Genomic DNA, 19,744 nt, shown 5'->3' with positions numbered 1-19,744 from the left:
GCTTTGAAAAGCGTGGTTTTATGCACCGGAAAATGGAGCACTTGAAAAAATTTCCCCCAGATACAGCTCCCGGTAATAATCCAGCTCATCGGCAATAATTTCATCCAGCACCTGCATACCAAGGAGTTCTACAGGCGCCCTGTCATCCGTCAGAATTAAATTGCCGGATTGCCGGGGCGCCATCTGGCCCCAAACCGTTTCCATCATATCAGAAAGGGCTGCATCTGTCAGAGCTTTTCTTTCTGTTTCAAAAGTTTTCAGTACGTCAGGAGACTGGAATGCAAAAACTTCACAGTTGGTACCTCCGCTTACGGGAGCAGTATAGACATGTTCAAATACGGAACCCATGGTATCACAGAGATAATCGTTGATGGAATGTTCGGAACGGGATTTCATATTCATATTTACCACCATTACCCCGTGGGGAGCCAGATGTTCCCGGACTTCTGTAAAAAATTCCACGGAAGACATCTGAAAAGGAATGGTGATATCCTGATAGGCGTCCACCATAATCACATCATAGGTTTTATCGGAAGCAGCAAGGTAAGAGCGTCCATCGTAGACAGACACCTGAACAGAGTCCGGCAGTTCAAAATATTCCGAAGCCAGGTCAGCAATTTTTCTGTCGATTTCCACACCTTCAATGGAACAGCCTGGAAAATATTCACTGCAGTATTTTGCAAAAGTTCCGGTGCCAAGTCCCAGAATGAGGATACTGCCGGGGTTCTCAGCAGAAATGCCCGCCATCAGAGGAGCAGCCAGAGCGTAATCGTAATACATGCCGGTGAGCCTGGAATCCTTCATCAGGACAGACTGAACGCCAAACAGCACATTGGTGGAAAGAATCACAGAAGAATCCGATTCTTTTACCTGCAGATAATTGTAGATGGATTCGTCTTCCAGGGTAATATCCTGTTCCCAGAATGCAAAACTGTAACTGGAAGAAGTGAGGCCCAGTGTGAGAATCAGTACAGCTGTTAAAATGCATGTTACCATTTTTTTCCGCATGGAAACAAAATAGACAATACTGATAAGGGCCAGGACACCGGAAAAAATCAAAAAGGTGACGGCAGTTCCCACCGAGGGAATTGTCACAAAAGTAGGCAGGAATGTACCGATAATGCTTCCGATGGTGTTTAAGGCCCCAAGCTCACCCACGGTTTTTCCGTTGTTGTCAAGGCTGTTTACCGAATATTTTACCAGAGAAGGGGTAACAGTTCCAAGGAGTACGCAGGGAAAGGCAAACACAGCAAGACAGGCAGAAAGAGCTGCCCATACCAGAAAATTTCTGGTGACAAATGCTGCAAGAAGCAGAGAAATCCCCCCGATCAGATACCTTCCTGCAAAAGGAATCAGCGCAATCCAGACAGAGGCCAGAAGAAGCCTTCCATACAGCCTGTCCGGAGAGGAGGTTTTGTCTGCCAGACGTCCGCCCCACACATTGCCCAGAGCCATGGCAATCATAATGACGCCGATGATCACGGTCCATACAATCTGGGAAGAACTGAAATAAGGAGCCATCAGGCGGCTTGCGCCCAGTTCCACTGCCATCACGGACATGCCGGAGAAAAATTCTGTGACATACAGAAAATATTTGTTGCCTGAAATGTTTTTTTCGTTCATAAATTACCGCCTTTTATGATTATTTTGTATGGCAGGAGAAATATCCGTATGATAAAAAATATTTTTGAAGTTTATGAAAATAAAATTTCCATCCTGCGCATTCTTATTCTAACATAACCGGAAGAAAAATAGCAAAAATTTTTAAAATATTGTATAAAAGAAAAGAAACGGTTCATACTATTATCATCCGAACAGGACAAATCCCCCACTTGCCCTGAGCGGTAAAAGCAGAATGCTTTGAACCAAAGATAAGGTTAAATACTTATCCTCCCCTTTTTAAAATCCCCTGTAAGGCTTTGCCGGACGGGGGATTTTTTTCTTCTGCTTCACAAGTTTATAAAAAATTCCTTTGAAAAACCGCAGGAAATGGTTTATACTATGATAAGTATGTACAGTTCAGGTACAGAATAGAACAGTGGTAAAGGATGGTATTTAATATGGCATTATTAGAACAGTGGAAAGATATTGCATACAATCAGGAAACCAACAAGGGAGAACTTCAGAGATTCTGGCAGAGATATTTTCTTCTGGAGAAGGGTGTGTATGAGCAGCTGCTGGAAAATCCGGATCAGCCGGTGGAGGGAACAGTAAAGGAACTGGCGGAAAAATATGAACTGTCCATTATGGATATGACGGGATTTCTGGATGGAATTAATGACAGTCTGATTACCCCCAATCCAATTGAAGAAATGGAAGAGGACACCAGAGTGAGTCTGGCCTTTGACAAGGAAAAACTCTACAAAAACATGGTGGATGCAAAGGCAGACTGGCTTTATGAACTTCCTCAGTGGGAGAAGATTTATGACGAGGAAACCAGACACAGGTTGTATCTGGAGCAGAAGAAATCCGGTACAATTATAAAAGAAGACAAAATTTATCCCAATGATCCCTGTCCCTGCGGCAGTGGCAAAAAGTACAAAAAGTGCTGCGGAAGAAATAAATAAAAATCCCTTTACAGATGAGGGAAAAAGGATTATAGTAATAAAGAACTGAAACAGACAAAGCGCTGACAGGAAGAGTAAGCTGCGAAATGCCGGGTTTCTTCTATATATATTAGGAAGAAAAACAGGCAGAGAGAACCGTCGAAGAACAGATTTGCTGTTCGGGAGCTGGAAACGGTTTGGCAGGAAACAGCCGAAGACTACCCTTGAGCAGGCCAAAAGCCCGGTGACTCCGTTATCGTCAAAATGAGAGGCTTTGTTTTCAAAAATCCGGAAACGGAGCAAGCAGGGTGGAACCGCGTATATTACGTCCCATGCAGTACGACAGTATTGCATGGGATTTTTTATTCTATAGGAAATTCCTCTGGATTTCCTATAGAATAAAAGACAATTATCGCACTGCGGCGGAAAAGAAATATGTCACTAAAGTGACCCGCCGCAGGCGGAGAATCCTGCAAAGCAGGATTCTTTGGTCTTCTACAGGAAAGACCTTGTTACGCTAACGCGTGAAAGTGTCTTTCCTGTAAGATAAAAAACAATGATACGCAGGTCATCTGCCAGGAAAGGAGAAATTATGTGTAAGATAAAAAAATGGATGGAAACCTTAACAGATGTTGTGGAAATGACCAGAAAGGAGTATGTGCTGGCAATTACCACCAGCCTGCTGGGAGGAATTGTTATAGGTTATATCTTTGCACCCCGGCGTATGAAATATACTACCATTGGCAGTCACAATGGAAGTAAAAACAGAAATAACGGGAATGGGTACAAAGATGATTTCCCGGAAGAATGGGAAGAACCGGACGAGGAAGAAGACGTGGTTCATTTTAATTAGATAACAGAGGAGAATACCGAATATGAAGATTACATTAAAAGATGGTTCCGTGAAAGAATACAGCGAAGGAAAAAGTGTATATGAGATAGCGCTGGATATCAGCGAAGGCCTGGCCAGAATGGCATGCGCCGGGGAGGTGGATGGAGCCACCGTTGATTTGCGGACTGTCATTGACAGAGACTGTGAGCTGAATATTCTGACACAGAAGGATCCGGAAGGAATCCGCACAGTCCGCCATACCTGTTCCCATGTGCTGGCAGAAGCTGTAAAGCATTTATTTCCCAATGCAAAGCTGGCAATCGGGCCTTCCATAGACGAAGGATTTTACTATGATTTTGAGGCGGAACCCTTTTCCAGAGAGGATTTGGACAATCTGGAAAAAGAAATGAAAAAAATAATCAAAGCCGGAAACCGGCTGGAAAAATTCACCCTTCCCCGGGGAGAAGCCATTCAGTATATGAAAGACAGGGAAGAACCCTATAAGGTGGAACTGATTGAAGATTTGCCGGAAGACGCGGAGATTTCTTTTTATAAACAGGGGGAAGGATTTACCGATTTATGCGCAGGCCCTCATTTGATGAGCACAAAGCCCATTAAAGCATTTAAGCTGATTTCCTCTTCTATGGCATACTGGAGGGGAGATTCTGGTAAAGCCCAGCTTCAGAGAATTTACGGTACGGCCTTTGCTGCGAAGGAAGAACTGAATGCTTATCTGGAACACCTGGAGGATATTAAGAAACGGGACCACAACAAACTGGGCCGGGAAATGAAATTGTTTACCACCGTAGATGTGATTGGGCAGGGACTGCCTCTGTTAATGCCCAAAGGAGCCAAAATCATACAGACCATGCAGCGGTGGATTGAAGACCTGGAGGACAACGAATGGGGCTATATCCGGACCAAAACGCCTCTGATGGCAAAGTCTGATCTGTATAAGATTTCCGGTCACTGGGATCACTATACAGATGGAATGTTTGTGCTGGGAGAAGAGGAAAAAGACAAAGAAGTAATGGCGCTGCGTCCTATGACCTGTCCGTTCCAGTATTATGTATACAAGGCAGAACAGCATTCCTACCGGGATCTGCCTCTGCGCTACGGAGAGACTTCCACTTTGTTCCGCAACGAGGATTCCGGAGAAATGCACGGACTTACCCGTGTCCGTCAGTTCACCATTTCCGAGGGCCATCTGATTGTAAGGCCGGACCAGATGGTGACAGAATTTAAGAACTGTATTGCTCTGGCAAAGCATTGCCTGTCTGTGCTGGGCGTAGAAGAAGATGTGACGTATCATCTGTCCAAATGGGATCCGGAAAACAGGGAAAAATACATTGGTGAGCCGGAAGTCTGGGAAGAAACACAGCAGCATATGCGTGATATTATGAATGAACTGGGCATAGAATATACAGAAGAGACAGGAGAGGCTGCATTTTACGGGCCGAAAATCGACATCAACGCCAGAAATGTCTATGGCAAGGAAGATACCATGATTACCATTCAGTGGGACGCATTGCTGGCAGAGCAGTTTGAGATGTATTACATTGATCAGAACGGGGAAAAGGTTCGTCCTTATATTATTCACAGAACCTCCATGGGCTGTTATGAGCGGACACTGGCATGGCTGATAGAAAAATATGCCGGCAAATTCCCCACCTGGCTGTGTCCGGAACAGGTAAGAGTGCTGCCTATTTCCGACAAATATGAAGCGTACGCGGCAGAAGTGGAAAAAGAATTAAAGGCAAATGGTATTTTGTGCACCACAGACAACCGTTCTGAGAAAATCGGTTACAAAATCCGGGAAAGCAGACTGGAAAAAGTTCCCTATATGCTGGTAGTGGGACAGCAGGAAGAAGCAGATAAAACCGTATCTGTCCGCAGCCGGTTTGCAGGAGATGAGGGGGTAAAACCTCTGGGAGATTTTATCAGTCAGATCTGCCGGGAAATCCGCACAAAAGAAATCCGGAAAGAAGAAATTTCGGAAGAACAGAAAAAATAACAGGTACCAGGGATAACAGTATGAAATTTAATACAGCAGGCGGTGTATAAATCATTTTAAATTTTCCAATACTAATACAGCGGATACTGAGCCTGAGGGCCGGATGTTCCGCAGGATTGTTGTGAGTAAGAAAGGAGATTTAAAATGACTCAGTTAAAATGTTCTGTAAAAAACTGTATGTACAACGAAGAACACCTCTGTTCCAAAGGGGATATCACCATCGGCGGCCGTGATGCCTCCAGACCAAATGAAACCTGCTGTGAAAGTTTCCGGGAGAGAACAGACAGCATGACAAATGCAGTTACAGGCACTCCCAGCAGAGACATCAGTGTCAGATGCCAGGCAACCAACTGTAATTTTAATGAGAACTGCCAGTGCAGCGCCAGAGAAATCGGCATTGCAGGAAGCGGCGCCTGCAGCTGCGGAGAAACAGAATGTGCGAGCTTTGACTGTCATTGCAGATAACTGCGCATAAAATTCTTTTGCCGGAAATCAGTAAAATTCCGAACGTTTGGCCTGTGCTGCGTGGGCAACGGTGCAATTGTGTCTTAAATACAGGCAGATTATGGCTGAATTGTTTAAAAATTTGTTAAATTTCGAAAAAAATACTTGTATTATGGAAAAACAGGAAGTAGAATAAATCTGGAGCGAAAAATTCAGAATTCTTCTTCCTGTTTTAAGCTCAGGAAAAATACGAGGCCTGCCGGAGGAAGAGAACAGATATGTCTTATGGAGGACAGAAATGAGAAAGAAATCTCATATATCACTGGCAAAATATATTGTAGACAGCCTGGAAGAACAGGAACTCATGAAGCATAAAAAAGCATTTTATCTGGGCAGTATCCTGCCGGACTGTAAACCATCTTTTATTACGGTAAAGCATGAAATGGAAGGAACTTTTCCAAAAGTGCAGCATAATCTGGAAGAACTTGTGGAGAGACAGCGGAAAGATCAGATCAATATGCGTGTATTTTACCGGAATCTGGGAGAAGTGATTCATTATATTGCAGATTATTTTACCTTTCCCCACAATCCCCATTATCCCGGAACCCTGCGGGACCACTGTATTTATGAGGAACATCTGAAGAAAAGGTTAAAGGAATACATTCAAAGCGGAGAAGCAGAACGGAACAGTGCATGGATTCATGCTTCTGTGAGCAGCCTGAACAGTACGGAGGCCATTTGCAGATTTATCCGGAAAGCCCACGAAATTTATGTGAAACGGAAGAATTCTGTCGAAGAGGACTGTCTCCATATTGTACTGCTGTGCCATCAGGTGGTAGCGGCGGTAATCCGGCTGATCAAAGGGGAACAAACGCCCGGCGTACTGCCCGCAGCCAGTTAAAAAACAGGAGAAATGTCGAATAAAAGCAGTTTGTGTCGAAATGTCCTGTAAAAAAATGACGATTTTAGTTTGCTTTTTTCCCGTAAAAATAATACAATAAAGAAGGGGAAAGAGGAGCTATAGAAGATGAATCATCTATCGGAGCTGAAGAGAGAGATCGAAATTGTACGAAAGGAATTGGATGTAGCGGTCCAGGGCGATGAGTGGGCGCCGGAATGTTATCAGGTAAGCGTGCGGCTCGACGCACTCATTGAAGACTACATGCAATACGAAGAGAAAATTCGGCTGTTGAGCTACAGCTGAATCAGGGGGACAACAGAATATGGAAATGCCGGCAGCAGCCGGCGCCATTCCAGGAGAATGGGCAGCAGGGCCGGGGACGTACCGGCCCTTTTGCTGTACCGGGACAGGATACCACAGAAAATTGCCGGAAAAAGTGAAAAAAATATTGACATATGACGAAATATGATAAAGAATATAGAGTAAGACAATTAAGAAAATGAGGACAGTAATATGGGAATTGGAAAGACAAAACGAAAGCTCGTAAAATCAGTTGCAGAATTAAGAGATGCCGATTATTCCGCGGAACCGGAGCTGAGTGATATTTACCGGCGACTGGTAAATGGGAGAGAACAGTTTTCAGATGTTCTCAGAAAAAATATCCGTGCTGTGATGCAGATTAGTTCCCTTGATCTGACCATGCAGCATGAGACAGATAAGATTCTGGAAATTTCCCGGAACGTGGCCAGAGCTACCGAAGTTATTTTCGGAACCAGTACCGAACAGGGGGCAGTGGAAGGGCATAATTCTCTGGAAGAACTGACCAATACGATTATCCGGGTATCAGAAGATATGGAAGAAGTATACCGGAAAATTGAAGAAGGGCAGTCAGAACTGACCTTCATCCGGGATCTTTCCAGCAATGCCATTGAGATATCCAGAGAAATGCGCAAAGACATGGATGATCTGCTGGAAGTGATCAATAACATGAACGAAGTAATCGCGGGAATAGAAGCCATTTCCATGCAGACGAACCTGTTGGCTCTGAATGCGTCTATTGAGGCGGCAAGGGCCGGAAAATTCGGCAGAGGATTTGCTGTGGTGGCAGATGAAATCCGTGCTCTGGCAGAACAGACCCAGAAGCTCACAGGGGATATGGGAGAATTTGTGGAAGGTATCCGGGGTGCTTCCAGAAAGAGCGCCGGCAGTACCACCAATACCATAGAGGCTTTTGGAACCATGACGGAGAAGATTGGAACCGTGTGGGAGATTAATGAAGGGAATCAGAAGCGTGTATCCCAGGTCAGTGAAGCTGTCACTTCTCTGGCGGCAGTCAGCGAGGAAATCAGCAGTACCATGGCAGAAATGGAAAATCAGCTGAGAAACAGCACAGATTTTATGCAGCAGATAGGGAAAGAGCTGATGAGTGCCAAAGAACCGGTGGTGGAGATTGAAGGTACACTGGATGATGCGGTGAAACAGATGGGCAGGATGGCCGAAGATGCTTTTTTCCATTTGAAGAACCGGGAATTTGCCGACTATATTCAGACGGCCATTACAGCCCACAGGAACTGGATTACCAATCTGAAGAAAATGGTGGAAGAACGGGTAATTGTGCCCCTGCAGCTGGATTCTTCCAAATGCGGGTTTGGACACTTCTATTACTCCATCACACCGGACATTCCAGGCATACAGGAAATATGGGAAGCTCTTGGAGAAAAGCATCAGAAATTCCATGGATTTGGCTCAGAAGCCATACAGGCGCTGTTTGATGAAGATTATGCCAGGGCAGGACAGATTTGCAGGGAGGCAGAAGAATATTCCAGAGAGCTGATCTCTGATATGGAAAAAATTCAGCGGATTGCAGAAGACTGATGGTTATAACAGGAATACATACAGAGAAAGAAAATGAATTTTCATTTTCTTTCTCTGTTTTTTTGTCCGTGATTTATTCATTTTCCCTTTATTTTAAAGGTATTCAGAGGGATTTTTCATTCAGAGCCCACCGGAGCCCCGGAAATTTTCTATTGCTTTTTTCCCTGTGATGGGCTAGAATGGAATAAAAGTGGAGAGAAGTGGTAGAAAAGGGTGCTAAGTGGTGGATAAGTGGATAATAATGTGGAAAAATCCCACGAAACGACAAACCGCCCGGACCTGACTGTCAGAAGGTGATTTCTATGTTCATGGGTGAATACAATCACACAGTTGATACAAAGGGCAGACTGATAGTTCCATCCAAATTCAGAGAATTGCTTGGAGATGAATTTGTAGTGACAAAGGGACTGGACGGATGTTTATTCGTGTATTCCGGGGAAGAATGGAAACTTATCGAGGAAAAGTTCAGGGAAGTATCACAGTTTTCCAAAGAAGCCCGAAAATTTGCGAGGTTTTTCTTTGCAGGCGCAGCAAGCTGCGAAGTAGACAAGCAGGGGCGGGTACTGCTTCCGGCAGTTTTAAGGGAATTTGCCGGAATTGAGAAAGAGGTTGTTCTGGCAGGAGTTCTGAATCATATTGAAATCTGGAGTAAGGACAGATGGCAGGAGAACAATGAATATGACGATGTGGGAGAGATCGCAGAGCATATGGCAGGTCTGGGGCTTACCCTTTAATCCGGACAGTCCGGAAGACAGGAAAGTGTCCCGGCGTCTGCAGAGAGAAAAGAAGTGTTCACCAGACAGGAAAGGAAGTCCATGGAATTCAAACACAAATCCGTACTCTTAAAAGAGACAATTGAATATCTGAATATCAGACCAGACGGAATTTATGTGGATGGAACACTGGGCGGCGGCGGACATGCTTATGAAGTCTGCAAACGTCTGTCTCCCAAAGGCAGGCTGGTGGGAATCGACCAGGATGAGGATGCTGTAAAAGCGGCCAACCGAAGACTCTCGGAATTTGAAGACAGAGTACAGATTATCCGGAGCAATTACCGACAGATGCGGAGTGTTCTGGAATCCTGCGGAATCGGGCAGGTGGATGGAATTCTGCTGGATCTGGGAGTATCTTCCTATCAACTGGACGATCCGAAACGCGGCTTTACTTACCGTGTGGAGGAAGCACCGCTGGATATGCGTATGGACAAACGACAGCAGTTTACGGCCGGAGAGCTGGTTAATACTTACAGTGAAATGGAGTTATACCGGGTAATCCGTGATTATGGAGAAGATAAATTTGCCAAAAATATTGCAAAACATATTGTAGCAGCCAGGGCAAAGAAAGAAATAGAGACAACGGGAGAGCTGACTGAGATTATCAAAGGAGCAATTCCGGCCAAAGTACGAATGAGTGGAGGCCATCCGGCAAAGCGTACGTTCCAGGCCATTCGGATTGAACTGAACCGGGAACTGGAGGTGCTGGAGGAATCCCTGGGAGACATGACGGACATGCTCAGTCCCGGAGGAAGAATATGCGTTATTACCTTTCATTCTCTGGAAGACCGGATTGTGAAGAACTTTTTTAAGAAAAGTGAAAAACCATGTACCTGTCCGGATGATTTTCCGGTGTGTGTATGTGGAAAAGAATCGTTGGGAAAGGCAGTAACAAGAAAGCCTGTATTACCATCCGAAGAAGAAATTGAATATAATCCCCGCGCAAAAAGTGCAAAACTCAGAGTATTTGAAAAGCGCCGGGATATCAGGCAGAAAAGATTGGAGTGAAAACAGTGAGACAGCAGGGAAATACACCACGCAAGGAAAAAACTGTAAGCTATATAGATGGAAATACCGTAAGAAAAGTACAGCCCAACCCAGGAAGACGGAGTGAGGAAACTCATCAGGAATTTGTGGAACAGCAGAAGCTGAACCGGGAACAGCGGGAGCGGAAGCGGGCTCTGCGGGCAATGGCCAGGAGAAATCAGGAACGTGCCCTTCAGATGAGTCCGGGATATGTGCTGTTTCTGGCGGCGGCTACCATGATTATGGTGGCAGTTTCCGGTGTTTATCTGCACCTTCAGGCGGAACTTACCGGGAGAATCCGGCATGTGTCGTCCTTAAAAGGCGAGCTGCTGAATCTGAAAATGGATAATGATGCGGAGCAGAAAAGGATTGATAAATCAGTGAATCTTGAGGAAATCCGTAACAGGGCCACTGGAGAACTGGGTATGATTTACCCCTCCAAAGACCAGATTATTTATTTTGAGGTAGACAGTACGGATTATATGAATCAATATCAGGATATTCCGGCAGAATAATAGAAGCAAATCTCAATTCCGTACAAAGAAGGTAGGACTATTGGCAGAGAGAAAGAGAAGACCCGGAAAAAAGAAGGAACCCACGAAATTTTCCAGAAAAATGAAAAAGAAGCTGCTGGTAATGTTTTCATGCGTTATGGTAATGCTGTTTGCACTGATCGGAAGACTGACCTATATTGAACAGGTGAAAGGCGAGGAATATAAGAAGCAGGTGCTGAGTCAGCAGGGCTATGAGAGCCAGAGCATTCCTTTTCAGCGAGGGGAAATCCTGGATTCCAAAGGGACCGTACTGGCCAGCAGTGTGGATGTGTACAATGTGATTCTGGACTGCAGGCTGATCAATGAAGAAACTTATGATCTGGAAAGCAGGAAGAAAATAAAAAAATATGTGGAACCTACGGTGGAGGCTTTGCTCCAGTGCTTTCCGGATGTAACAGAAGAAGAGGTAATGGCTGCTCTGACAGAGAAGGCGGACAGTCGTTATTTTGTTTTGCGGAAAAAACTCCACTACGAAGAAATCCGGGAATTTCAGGAGCTGGAATCCAAAGTGGATAAAAAGGGAAAAAAGGTAAATCCCAATGTACAGGGCGTGTGGTTTGAGAAAGAGTACCAGAGAGAATACCCTTACGGTAATCTGGCCAGTAAGGTTCTGGGATTTACCACCTCAGGTAACGAAGGAATCGGTGGTCTGGAGGATTATTACAACGACGTTTTAAACGGGATTAACGGACGTCAGTACGGATTTCTCAATTCGGACAATAATTTTGAGAAAACCATCAAAGACCCCATTAATGGCAGAACCCTGATTCTTACCATGGACCTGAATATACAGAAGATTGTACAGGAGCGGATTGCAGAATTTCAGGAAGAACACCGGGACGAAGAACACGAAGGGCCGGGCAGTAATCAGACGGGCGTAATTGTAATGAATCCCCAGAATGGAGAAATTCTGGCCATGTCGGACAGTCTTGTATATGATTTGAACAATCCCAGAGATTTGTCCCTTTACTACACAGAAGAAGAAATCAATGGATTCAGTGAACAGGAACAGCTGGATAAGCTGAATAAAATCTGGCAGAATTACTGTATTACCTATACTTATGAGCCCGGTTCCACCACAAAGCCTTTTACAGTGGCTACTGCACTGGAAACCGGGAAGACCAGAGAGTGGTATGACTGCGACGGTGTGGAAAAAATAGGCGGCCACGAAATTCACTGTGTGCAGCGTTCCGGTCACGGACCTCAGACCATGGAAGAGTCACTGATGAATTCCTGCAACGATGCCATGATGGCCATGGCCTTTGAGGTTGGAAAAGAGGCATTTTACAAATATCAGAATATTTTCAATTTTGGCCTGCGCACCAACATAGACCTGCCGGGAGAAGCCAGAACAGATACTTTGATTTACACGGTGGATAATACCAATGACACTTCTCTGGCCACCAATGCATTTGGACAGAATTTCAATGTAACCATGGTACAGCTTGCATCTGCATTTTCTTCTCTGATTAATGGGGGCTATTATTACCAGCCTCATCTGGTGAAGAAAATTGTGGATGACAATGGAAATACGGTACAGTCTTTTGATAAGACGGTTCTGAAACAGACCATTTCCAGACAGACCAGCGACACCATCAAAGAATATCTGTACAAAACCGTGTCGGAAGGCACCGGAAAAAGTGCAAAAGTGGCGGGCTACTCCATGGGAGGGAAAACCGGTACAGCCCAGAAGGGAAACAGGGATGATAAGAAATATGTAGTGTCCTTTATTGGTTTTGCCCCGGTGGAAAACCCGGAGGTACTGGTCTATGTGGTAATTGATGAAGCGAATGTGATACTGGAAAAACAGAGCAGCGCCCTTGCCACAGAACTGGCAAAGAGAATTTTTACAGATCTTCTTCCTTATATGAACATATTCCAGGATGAAGAAACAGAAGAGCTGGAAAACCCGGAAGGAACAGAAGGTATGCCAGAGGGAGAAAATCCGGAAGGAAATGAAGGCGGAAATCCGGAAGGAAACGAAGGCGAAGGCACACCGGAAGGCGGAAATCCGGAAGAAAACGGAGGCGAAAACACACCGGAAGGCGGAAATCCGGAAGAAAACGGAGGCGAAAACACACCGGAAGGCGGAAATCCGGAAGAAAACGGAGGCGAAGGCACACCGGGCGAGGGACCGCCGGGACAGGGCGGAGAGGAAGGAGGAGCAGGCCAGCCTGAGAATCCGGGCGGAGACGAATATCCGGCAGAAGGAATACCGGAGGCCATGCCGGAAGGCGGTGAAGAAGCGCCGCCGGAAGAATAGAAGAAAAACAGTTCAGCAGGCGGACAGAGCTGTTGCTGATAAAAATGGTACATAACCTCATGATATCTGTAATAGATTATAGTAATTATAAACGTGAGGTTACTGTATGTTCCGTAATAAAACCTTTAACCGTAAGAAATTACTGGTTGTTTTTACCATAGTTATGCTGATTTTGTCCATTCTGGTGGGAAGGCTGGTATATCTGATGATTTTCTGCTCGGAATACTATGGGAAGAAAGCGGAGGACCTGCATGAAAGGGAACGGGATATCAAAGCGGCCAGAGGCAAAATTATTGACGCCACAGGAACGGTTCTGGCCACCAATCGGACGGTCTGTACGATTTCCGTTATTCACAGTCAGATAAAGGATCCGGAAGAAGTGATTCGCGTACTTACAAAAGAACTGGAACTGGAGGAAGCGGCTGTTCGCAAGCGGGTGGAAAAGGTAAGCTCCATTGAGCGGGTGAAATCCAATGTGGATAAAGAAGTGGGTGACCGTATCCGTAATTATGGACTGGCAGGGGTCAAGGTAGATGAAGATTACAAACGTTATTATCCCTACGGTACGCTGGCCAGCAAGGTTCTGGGATTTACCGGAGGGGATAACCAGGGGATTATCGGCCTGGAAGTGAAATATGAAGAGTACCTTAAGGGAAAAAGCGGAAAAATTCTGACTCTGACGGATGCGCGGGGCATTGAAATGGAAAATGCCGGAGAACGAAGGCAGGAACCTGTGGACGGGTATAACCTTCATGTAAGCCTGGACTATAATATTCAGATGTACTGTGAGCAGGCTGCAAAAAAAGTAATGGAAGCCAAGTCGGCAGACGGGGTTTCGGTAATCGTTATGAAGCCCGACAACGGCGAGATTCTGGCCATGGTAAATGTTCCGGAATTTGATCTGAATGACCCTTTTACACTTCCGGAAATGTCGGAGGAGGCGGAAAAGAATAAGCAGGATTTGCTGAATCAGATGTGGAGAAATCCCTGTATCAACGATACTTATGAGCCGGGTTCCGTATTTAAGATTATTACCACCGCATCTGCTTTTGAAGAAGGCGTAGTATCCCTGAGCGACCAATTTTTCTGTCCGGGATATAAAATGGTGGAAGACAGGAGAATCCACTGTCATAAAAGAACCGGCCACGGTTCCGAGGATTTTACACAGGGAATTATGAATTCCTGCAATCCAGTATTCATCGAGCTGGGCCTGCGGCTGGGCGTGGATAATATATACAAATATTTTGAGCAGTTCGGACTTTTAAGCCGGACAGGAATTGATCTTCCGGGAGAGGCAGCCACCATTATGCACAATAAAAATAATGTGGGGCCGGTGGAACTTGCAACGGTGTCATTCGGACAGTCTTTTCAGGTTACGCCCATTCAGCTTGCCACAACAGTTTCTTCCTTAATTAATGGAGGAAAACGGATTACGCCTCATTTCGGCGTAGCAGTAAAAGACGACCAGGGAGAACTGATTGAAACCCTGCAGTATGACGTGCAGGAGGGAATTGTCAGCAGTGAAACTTCTCAGGTACTGCGTACAGTGCTGGAAAAGGTGGTAGCAGAGGGAAGCGGAAAACGGGCTTTTATAGAAGGTTTTTCCATAGGCGGTAAGACAGCTACTTCCCAGACTCTGCCCAGAAGCGCCAATAAATATATTTCTTCCTTTCTGGGATTTGCTCCGGCAGATAATCCCCAGGTACTGGCGCTTGTGGTCATCAACAATCCCCAGGGGATTTACTATGGAGGCACCATTGCGGCGCCGGTGGTAAAAGAGATTTTTTCCAATATTTTACCTTACCTGGGCATTGAGAAGGAAGTGGATCCGGCCAAAAAGGAACAGGCACTTGAATAATGCATGGAAAGGTTTTATAATAAGCAGGATTGCAGAAACGCCCCTGCAGAGGGGCAGGTTTTGAGATACGATAAAAAAGAAAGATACGGTGAGAATAAAACATCGTAAAACAAAGAGGTGTAGAGAAAATGGAACAGAGAGTAATAGTTCCGGTGCTGATTGCGTTTGCAATTACGGCTGTACTGGGTCCGGTAGTGATTCCGATTTTGAAAAAATTAAAGGTAGGACAGACAGAGCGGGAAGAACTGAAATCCCATCTGAAAAAGGCAGGGACTCCCACCATGGGCGGCCTGATGATACTGGCTGGCATTGTGGTAACTTCCCTGATTTATGTGAAAGATTATCCAGAGATTCTGCCCATACTGTTTGTAACGGTAGGATTTGGAATTATCGGATTTCTGGACGATTATCTGAAAGTGGTACTGCGGCGCTCTGACGGACTTTTACCCTGGCAGAAGATGGCAGGACAGATTCTGGTGACCATTGTGTTTATTTACTATATGATTCGGTATACCCAGGGAGCTGAAAAAATGCTGATTCCCTTTACCGGTGGTTTTGAGCACGGAGTTTATCTGGATCTGGGATGGCTGGCAGCTCCTGTTATGTTCCTGGCCATTCTGGGAACGGTAAACGGGGCCAATTTTACCGACGGACTGGATGGCCTGGCTTCCAGTGTGACAGTGCTGATTGCAACCTTTTTCTCTGTGGTGGCCATCGGAACAGGCAGCGGAATAGAACCTGTGACCTGTGCGGTTGTGGGAGCTCTGCTGGGCTTTCTTCTGTTCAATGTGTATCCTGCCAGCGTATTTATGGGGGATACCGGTTCTCTGGCACTGGGAGGGTTTGTGGCTTCCACTGCATATGTGCTGCAGATGCCGATTTTTATCCTGATTGTGGCATTTATTTACTGGGCAGAGCTGCTGTCGGTTATGATACAGGTAACTTATTTTAAGAAAACAGGCGGAAAACGTATTTTCCGTATGACCCCCATACATCACCATTTTGAACTGGGCGGATGGTCTGAAACGAGAATAGTGGCAGTATTTTCCATTATCACTGCCATGTTGTGTCTGATTGGGCTGCTGGCTCTTTAGGAGGGATAGGATTGAACCTGAGTGGAAAGAAATTTTTGGTTGCAGGAACCGGTATCAGTGGAATTGCAGCGGCAGAGCTTCTGGTGAAACACCACATTCCGGTTGTATTATATGATGAAAACAGTCAGCAGAAGGAAGAGGAAATCCGGGGAAAATCTCCGGTATTGCAGGAAATTGCCATATTGCTGGGAGAACTGCCGGAGCACATACCGGAGGAATATGACATTGCAGTGTTAAGTCCGGGAATTCCCACCGATGCGCCTTTTGTGGAACGAATGAGAGCTAAAGGAATGGAAATCTGGGGCGAGATTGAGCTGGCCTGTGCTTTTGAGCGGGGCCGGATTCTTGCCATTACCGGAACGAATGGAAAAACCACAACCACTTCTCTGCTGGGAGAAATTTTAAAACATGCCGGTCTGGATGTAAAAGTGGTGGGAAATATCGGGGTTCCCTATACAGGCCTGGCGGCAGATACCAGGGAGGAATCTGTAACAGTGGCGGAGATCAGCAGTTTTCAGTTAGAGACCATACATGAATTCTGTCCTCAGGTTTCTGCGATTTTAAATCTTACACCGGATCATCTGAACCGACATTATACCATGGAAAATTACTGCCGGATCAAAGAGCGGATTACTGAAAATCAGAAAGAAGATCAGTTCTGCGTTCTGAATTACGAGGACGAAAGGCTGCGGAAATTTTCAGAACAGGTAAAAGCCAGAGTTATATTTTTCAGCAGCAAAAGGAAGCTGGAGGAAGGTTATTATCTGGAGGGAGAAACGATTGTTCAGGCCTGGAACGGTATCCGAACGCCGCTGTGCGGCATTGGGGAACTTCAGCTTCTGGGCAATCACAATTATGAAAACGTAATGGCGGCCGCGGCCATGGCAGCCGCAGTGGGCGTTTCTCTGGAAAAAATAAAAGAAGTTCTGGTTACTTTTACAGGAGTGGCGCATAGAATAGAGTATGTGGGGATGAAAAAGGGGGTTCGTTTTTACAACGATTCCAAAGGCACAAATCCGGATGCCGCCATTCAGGCTGTCCGGGCTATGAAATGGCCTGTTCTGCTAATTGGAGGAGGTTACGATAAAGATTCTGAATATGATGAGTGGATTCATGCATTTGAGGGAAAAGTAAAGAAGCTGGTGCTGCTGGGAGCTACCAGGGAGAAAATCAGGGACACGGCAGTCCGTCTGGGTTATCCGGAGCAGGATATTATCTTAACAGACAGTCTGCAGGAAGCAGTCAGCACATGTGTGGATTATGCAGATACCGGGGATGCAGTGCTGCTTTCTCCGGCCTGTGCAAGCTGGGGAATGTTTCGGAATTATGAAGAACGCGGGGATATGTTCCGGGAACTGGTAAAGGCCCTGGAGAGGTAACAGTGAAAATAAGTTGTTCCGGCAGTTAAAGGCCGATATTTAACCCGCGGAGTAATAAGTCAGGAGTGCCGATATGGGTAGAGAAAGAAAGACGGACAAAAGACAAAAAAATATCCGCTATTTTGACTATACGCTGTTGTTGATTGTGTTTTTTCTGATATGCTTTGGTCTTGTCATGTTGTACAGCACAAGTGCTTATAACGGGCAGTTAAAATTTAAAGATGGTGCATATTATCTGAAAAAACAGCTTGTGGCAGATATTTTAGGTGTCATTGCCATGCTGATTGTGGCGAGAATTGATTATCGTGTCTGGAAAAATTTCTGGCTTCTTGCTTACATAGCGGCCTTTGGTCTCTGTACGCTGGTACTTTTTATAGGAGATACCATTCAGGGCGCAAAACGATGGCTGGATTTGAAGGTGGTCAGTTTTCAGCCTTCCGAGCTGGCAAAACTGGCAGTCATTGTGTTCCTGGCCACGATTATCAGCCAGATGCCCCGGCAGATGGGGAAATTTTCTTCTCTGATAAAAGTAATGGTAATTGTGCTGCCCATGGTTGCCATTGTGGCTACTGAGAATTTAAGTACAGCTATTATCATACTGGGAATCGCCATTTCCATGGTGTTTGTGGCCAGTCCGAAATATATGCAGTTTTTTGTTGTGGGAGCGGCAGTGCTTGTTTTCGGCGCCGCCTTTATCATGTTGGAATCCTATCGTGCGGAACGTCTGCAGATCTGGCTGGACCCGGAAAGCCATGCGAAGGGATATCAGACCCTGCAGGGCCTGTACGCCATCGGCTCCGGCGGCCTGTTCGGCAAGGGCCTTGGCGGCAGTATGCAGAAACTGGGATTTGTGCCGGAGGCCCAGAATGATATGATTTTTTCCATCATCTGTGAAGAGCTGGGCCTGTTTGGGGCTGTCAGCGTGATTTTACTGTTTGTGATTATTATCTGGCGTTTTATGGTAATTGCCAGCAATGCTCAGGATTTGTACGGGGCGCTGCTTGTAACGGGAGCCCTCGCCCATATTTCCATACAGGTTATTCTGAATATTGCCGTTGTGACCAACACCATACCAAATACAGGAATTTCCCTGCCCTTTATCAGTTATGGAGGAACCTCGGTGGTGTTTCTGCTGGCAGAAATCGGACTGGTGCTAAGTGTTTCCAGGGGAATCCATCTGGAACAGGAGTAATATATGGGAAAAGGAAGAAGAAAAAAGAAGAACTGGCAGTCTGCGGGGCTGACCTTTCTTATCATTTTGTTGCTGCTGGCCATCGGAGCGCTGATTGTCACAAAAGTATTTACCGTGGAAAAAGTAAAGGTTACAGGAAATGAGCATTATCCGGATGAAACAATCCGGGAATGGATGCTGGATGATGAATACTGCTGGAACAGTCTGTATGTGTATTTTAAGTATAAATTTGTGGAACCAAAGGAAATGCCTTTTGTGGACAATATGGAGATTTCTCTGAAATCTCCCCACACCCTGGAAATTACAGTCCAGGAAAAGGCATTGCTGGGACGGGTCTATATTGATACTCTGGGGCAGAATGCCTATTTTGACAAAGATGGATTTGTGGTGGAAATGTCCTCGGAGGTAATTGAAGGAGTGCCGAAAGTAAGCGGACTGGATGTGGAGCAGATTGTACTGTATGAAAAACTTCCAATTAAAGGGAAAGATATTCTGAAAAATCTGCTGTCCCTGACACAGATGCTGAAAAAGTATGAGCAGGTACCAGATAATATCAAATATGGAGAAGAAGGAAACTATGTTCTGAATTACGGCGATATTACAGTTCTGATCGGACAGGCCCGAAAACTGAATGAGAAGGTGGTGCGGCTTTCCTATATTTTGCCGGAACTTCAGGGCAAGAAGGGAACACTGCATCTGGAAGGATGGACGGAAAATACCACAGATATTACCTTTGAAGAAGCGAAATAACAGTTCAGACGCGCCATGCGCAAAGGCGCTTACAGGGCATTCCCGCTGCCATGCAGCTAACTTTGCTTATTACGAGGCGCTCCGTCCATAGCCGTTCCCATGCATAAGCATGCGAGCATGCTATGCTCATGTGCCGGCTATGGCTGAACTGTTACAAAAAAATTCGCAAATTTCAAAAATGTTATTGATTAATTCCCGAAAAAATTATACTATATAGTATAAGAGTTTAAAGTGGGATTAAAT

At 45.5% G+C, this 19,744-nt stretch carries 18 protein-coding genes; 17 read left to right on the top strand and 1 reads right to left on the bottom strand.

Translation table 11 applies throughout. The features are described 5' to 3' along the window. Positions 1–18 precede the first annotated feature (18 nt). Positions 19–1,623 (bottom strand): spermidine synthase, encoded by a 1,605-nt coding sequence (locus C805_RS17060; RefSeq protein ID WP_016215174.1) that lies wholly within the window; start codon positions 1,621–1,623, stop codon positions 19–21. Between the two features lie 437 nt (positions 1,624–2,060). Between C805_RS17060 and C805_RS17055 the strand changes: the two genes are divergently transcribed. The 17 genes from C805_RS17055 to C805_RS16985 all read left to right on the top strand — a co-directional run bounded on the left by C805_RS17055 (position 2,061) and on the right by C805_RS16985 (position 19,501). Further along, the gene (locus C805_RS17055) at positions 2,061–2,567 is read left to right on the top strand and encodes an SEC-C metal-binding domain-containing protein (protein ID WP_016215173.1); all 507 of its coding nucleotides are present in this window, start codon (positions 2,061–2,063) and stop codon (positions 2,565–2,567) included. A 571-nt stretch (positions 2,568–3,138) separates the two neighbouring features. Next, positions 3,139–3,399: a hypothetical protein gene (locus tag C805_RS17050; protein ID WP_016215172.1), complete on the top strand. Its 261-nt coding sequence runs from the start codon at positions 3,139–3,141 to the stop codon at positions 3,397–3,399. 22 nt (positions 3,400–3,421) lie between these two features. Next, a complete protein-coding gene (thrS, locus tag C805_RS17045; protein ID WP_016215171.1) occupies positions 3,422–5,392 on the top strand; it encodes a threonine--tRNA ligase in 1,971 nt (656 codons plus the stop codon). 144 nt (positions 5,393–5,536) lie between these two features. After that, positions 5,537–5,857, top strand: coding sequence for a DUF1540 domain-containing protein (locus C805_RS17040; RefSeq protein ID WP_016215170.1), 321 nt, complete (start codon positions 5,537–5,539; stop codon positions 5,855–5,857). A 277-nt stretch (positions 5,858–6,134) separates the two neighbouring features. Then, complete coding sequence (locus C805_RS17035; RefSeq protein WP_016215169.1) at positions 6,135–6,737, top strand: zinc dependent phospholipase C family protein; 603 nt, start codon at positions 6,135–6,137, stop codon at positions 6,735–6,737. A 126-nt stretch (positions 6,738–6,863) separates the two neighbouring features. Beyond that, the gene (locus C805_RS25930) at positions 6,864–7,040 is read left to right on the top strand and encodes an aspartyl-phosphate phosphatase Spo0E family protein (RefSeq protein ID WP_016215168.1); all 177 of its coding nucleotides are present in this window, start codon (positions 6,864–6,866) and stop codon (positions 7,038–7,040) included. A gap of 19 nt (positions 7,041–7,059) precedes the next feature. Continuing rightward, positions 7,060–7,206 carry a hypothetical protein gene (locus C805_RS26425; protein WP_016215167.1) on the top strand — a complete coding sequence of 49 codons (147 nt, stop codon included), beginning with the start codon at positions 7,060–7,062 and terminating at the stop codon, positions 7,204–7,206. Positions 7,207–7,250: 44 nt separating this feature from the next. Continuing rightward, positions 7,251–8,612 carry a methyl-accepting chemotaxis protein gene (locus C805_RS17030; protein WP_016215166.1) on the top strand — a complete coding sequence of 454 codons (1,362 nt, stop codon included), beginning with the start codon at positions 7,251–7,253 and terminating at the stop codon, positions 8,610–8,612. 302 nt (positions 8,613–8,914) lie between these two features. Beyond that, on the top strand, positions 8,915–9,346 hold the full coding sequence (gene mraZ / locus C805_RS17025) for a division/cell wall cluster transcriptional repressor MraZ (RefSeq protein ID WP_016215165.1): 432 nt from the start codon (positions 8,915–8,917) through the stop codon (positions 9,344–9,346). Positions 9,347–9,427: 81 nt separating this feature from the next. Further along, entirely contained in the window at positions 9,428–10,393 is a 966-nt protein-coding gene (gene rsmH, locus C805_RS17020; RefSeq protein ID WP_016215164.1) for a 16S rRNA (cytosine(1402)-N(4))-methyltransferase RsmH, read from the top strand. 5 nt (positions 10,394–10,398) lie between these two features. Beyond that, positions 10,399–10,926: a hypothetical protein gene (locus C805_RS17015; RefSeq protein WP_016215163.1), complete on the top strand. Its 528-nt coding sequence runs from the start codon at positions 10,399–10,401 to the stop codon at positions 10,924–10,926. A 40-nt stretch (positions 10,927–10,966) separates the two neighbouring features. Next, positions 10,967–13,228, top strand: coding sequence for a penicillin-binding transpeptidase domain-containing protein (locus C805_RS17010; RefSeq protein ID WP_016215162.1), 2,262 nt, complete (start codon positions 10,967–10,969; stop codon positions 13,226–13,228). Positions 13,229–13,334: 106 nt separating this feature from the next. Continuing rightward, positions 13,335–15,086: a peptidoglycan D,D-transpeptidase FtsI family protein gene (locus C805_RS17005; RefSeq protein WP_016215161.1), complete on the top strand. Its 1,752-nt coding sequence runs from the start codon at positions 13,335–13,337 to the stop codon at positions 15,084–15,086. A gap of 128 nt (positions 15,087–15,214) precedes the next feature. Continuing rightward, positions 15,215–16,180: a phospho-N-acetylmuramoyl-pentapeptide-transferase gene (mraY, locus tag C805_RS17000; protein ID WP_016215160.1), complete on the top strand. Its 966-nt coding sequence runs from the start codon at positions 15,215–15,217 to the stop codon at positions 16,178–16,180. Positions 16,181–16,191: 11 nt separating this feature from the next. Beyond that, the gene (gene murD, locus C805_RS16995; RefSeq protein WP_016215159.1) at positions 16,192–17,559 is read left to right on the top strand and encodes a UDP-N-acetylmuramoyl-L-alanine--D-glutamate ligase; all 1,368 of its coding nucleotides are present in this window, start codon (positions 16,192–16,194) and stop codon (positions 17,557–17,559) included. Positions 17,560–17,632: 73 nt separating this feature from the next. Then, the gene (locus tag C805_RS16990; protein WP_016215158.1) at positions 17,633–18,751 is read left to right on the top strand and encodes an FtsW/RodA/SpoVE family cell cycle protein; all 1,119 of its coding nucleotides are present in this window, start codon (positions 17,633–17,635) and stop codon (positions 18,749–18,751) included. Positions 18,752–18,754: 3 nt separating this feature from the next. Further along, positions 18,755–19,501 carry a cell division protein FtsQ/DivIB gene (locus C805_RS16985; RefSeq protein ID WP_016215157.1) on the top strand — a complete coding sequence of 249 codons (747 nt, stop codon included), beginning with the start codon at positions 18,755–18,757 and terminating at the stop codon, positions 19,499–19,501. Positions 19,502–19,744 lie beyond the last annotated feature (243 nt).

It is taken from the genome of Eubacterium sp. 14-2 (assembly GCF_000403845.2).
Classification (GTDB): Bacteria; Bacillota; Clostridia; order Lachnospirales; family Lachnospiraceae; genus Petralouisia.
The sequence above is the reverse complement of the archived record's forward strand: the minus strand, read 5'-3'. Positions and strand labels throughout refer to the sequence as shown.

Bases quoted from the DNA above. Each gene is read 5' to 3' on its own strand.
- C805_RS17030 (WP_016215166.1), top strand. From the start codon at position 7,251: ATGGGAATTGGAAAGACAAAACGAAAGCTCGTAAAATCAGTTGCAGAA.
- C805_RS17005 (WP_016215161.1), top strand. From the start codon at position 13,335: ATGTTCCGTAATAAAACCTTTAACCGTAAGAAATTACTGGTTGTTTTT.
- mraY (WP_016215160.1), top strand. From the start codon at position 15,215: ATGGAACAGAGAGTAATAGTTCCGGTGCTGATTGCGTTTGCAATTACG.
- C805_RS17050 (WP_016215172.1), top strand. From the start codon at position 3,139: ATGTGTAAGATAAAAAAATGGATGGAAACCTTAACAGATGTTGTGGAA.
- C805_RS17060 (WP_016215174.1), bottom strand. From the start codon at position 1,623: ATGAACGAAAAAAACATTTCAGGCAACAAATATTTTCTGTATGTCACA.
- C805_RS17035 (WP_016215169.1), top strand. From the start codon at position 6,135: ATGAGAAAGAAATCTCATATATCACTGGCAAAATATATTGTAGACAGC.
- C805_RS17055 (WP_016215173.1), top strand. From the start codon at position 2,061: ATGGCATTATTAGAACAGTGGAAAGATATTGCATACAATCAGGAAACC.
- C805_RS25930 (WP_016215168.1), top strand. From the start codon at position 6,864: ATGAATCATCTATCGGAGCTGAAGAGAGAGATCGAAATTGTACGAAAG.
- C805_RS16985 (WP_016215157.1), top strand. From the start codon at position 18,755: ATGGGAAAAGGAAGAAGAAAAAAGAAGAACTGGCAGTCTGCGGGGCTG.
- thrS (WP_016215171.1), top strand. From the start codon at position 3,422: ATGAAGATTACATTAAAAGATGGTTCCGTGAAAGAATACAGCGAAGGA.
- C805_RS16990 (WP_016215158.1), top strand. From the start codon at position 17,633: ATGGGTAGAGAAAGAAAGACGGACAAAAGACAAAAAAATATCCGCTAT.
- C805_RS17040 (WP_016215170.1), top strand. From the start codon at position 5,537: ATGACTCAGTTAAAATGTTCTGTAAAAAACTGTATGTACAACGAAGAA.
- rsmH (WP_016215164.1), top strand. From the start codon at position 9,428: ATGGAATTCAAACACAAATCCGTACTCTTAAAAGAGACAATTGAATAT.
- C805_RS26425 (WP_016215167.1), top strand. From the start codon at position 7,060: ATGGAAATGCCGGCAGCAGCCGGCGCCATTCCAGGAGAATGGGCAGCA.
- mraZ (WP_016215165.1), top strand. From the start codon at position 8,915: ATGTTCATGGGTGAATACAATCACACAGTTGATACAAAGGGCAGACTG.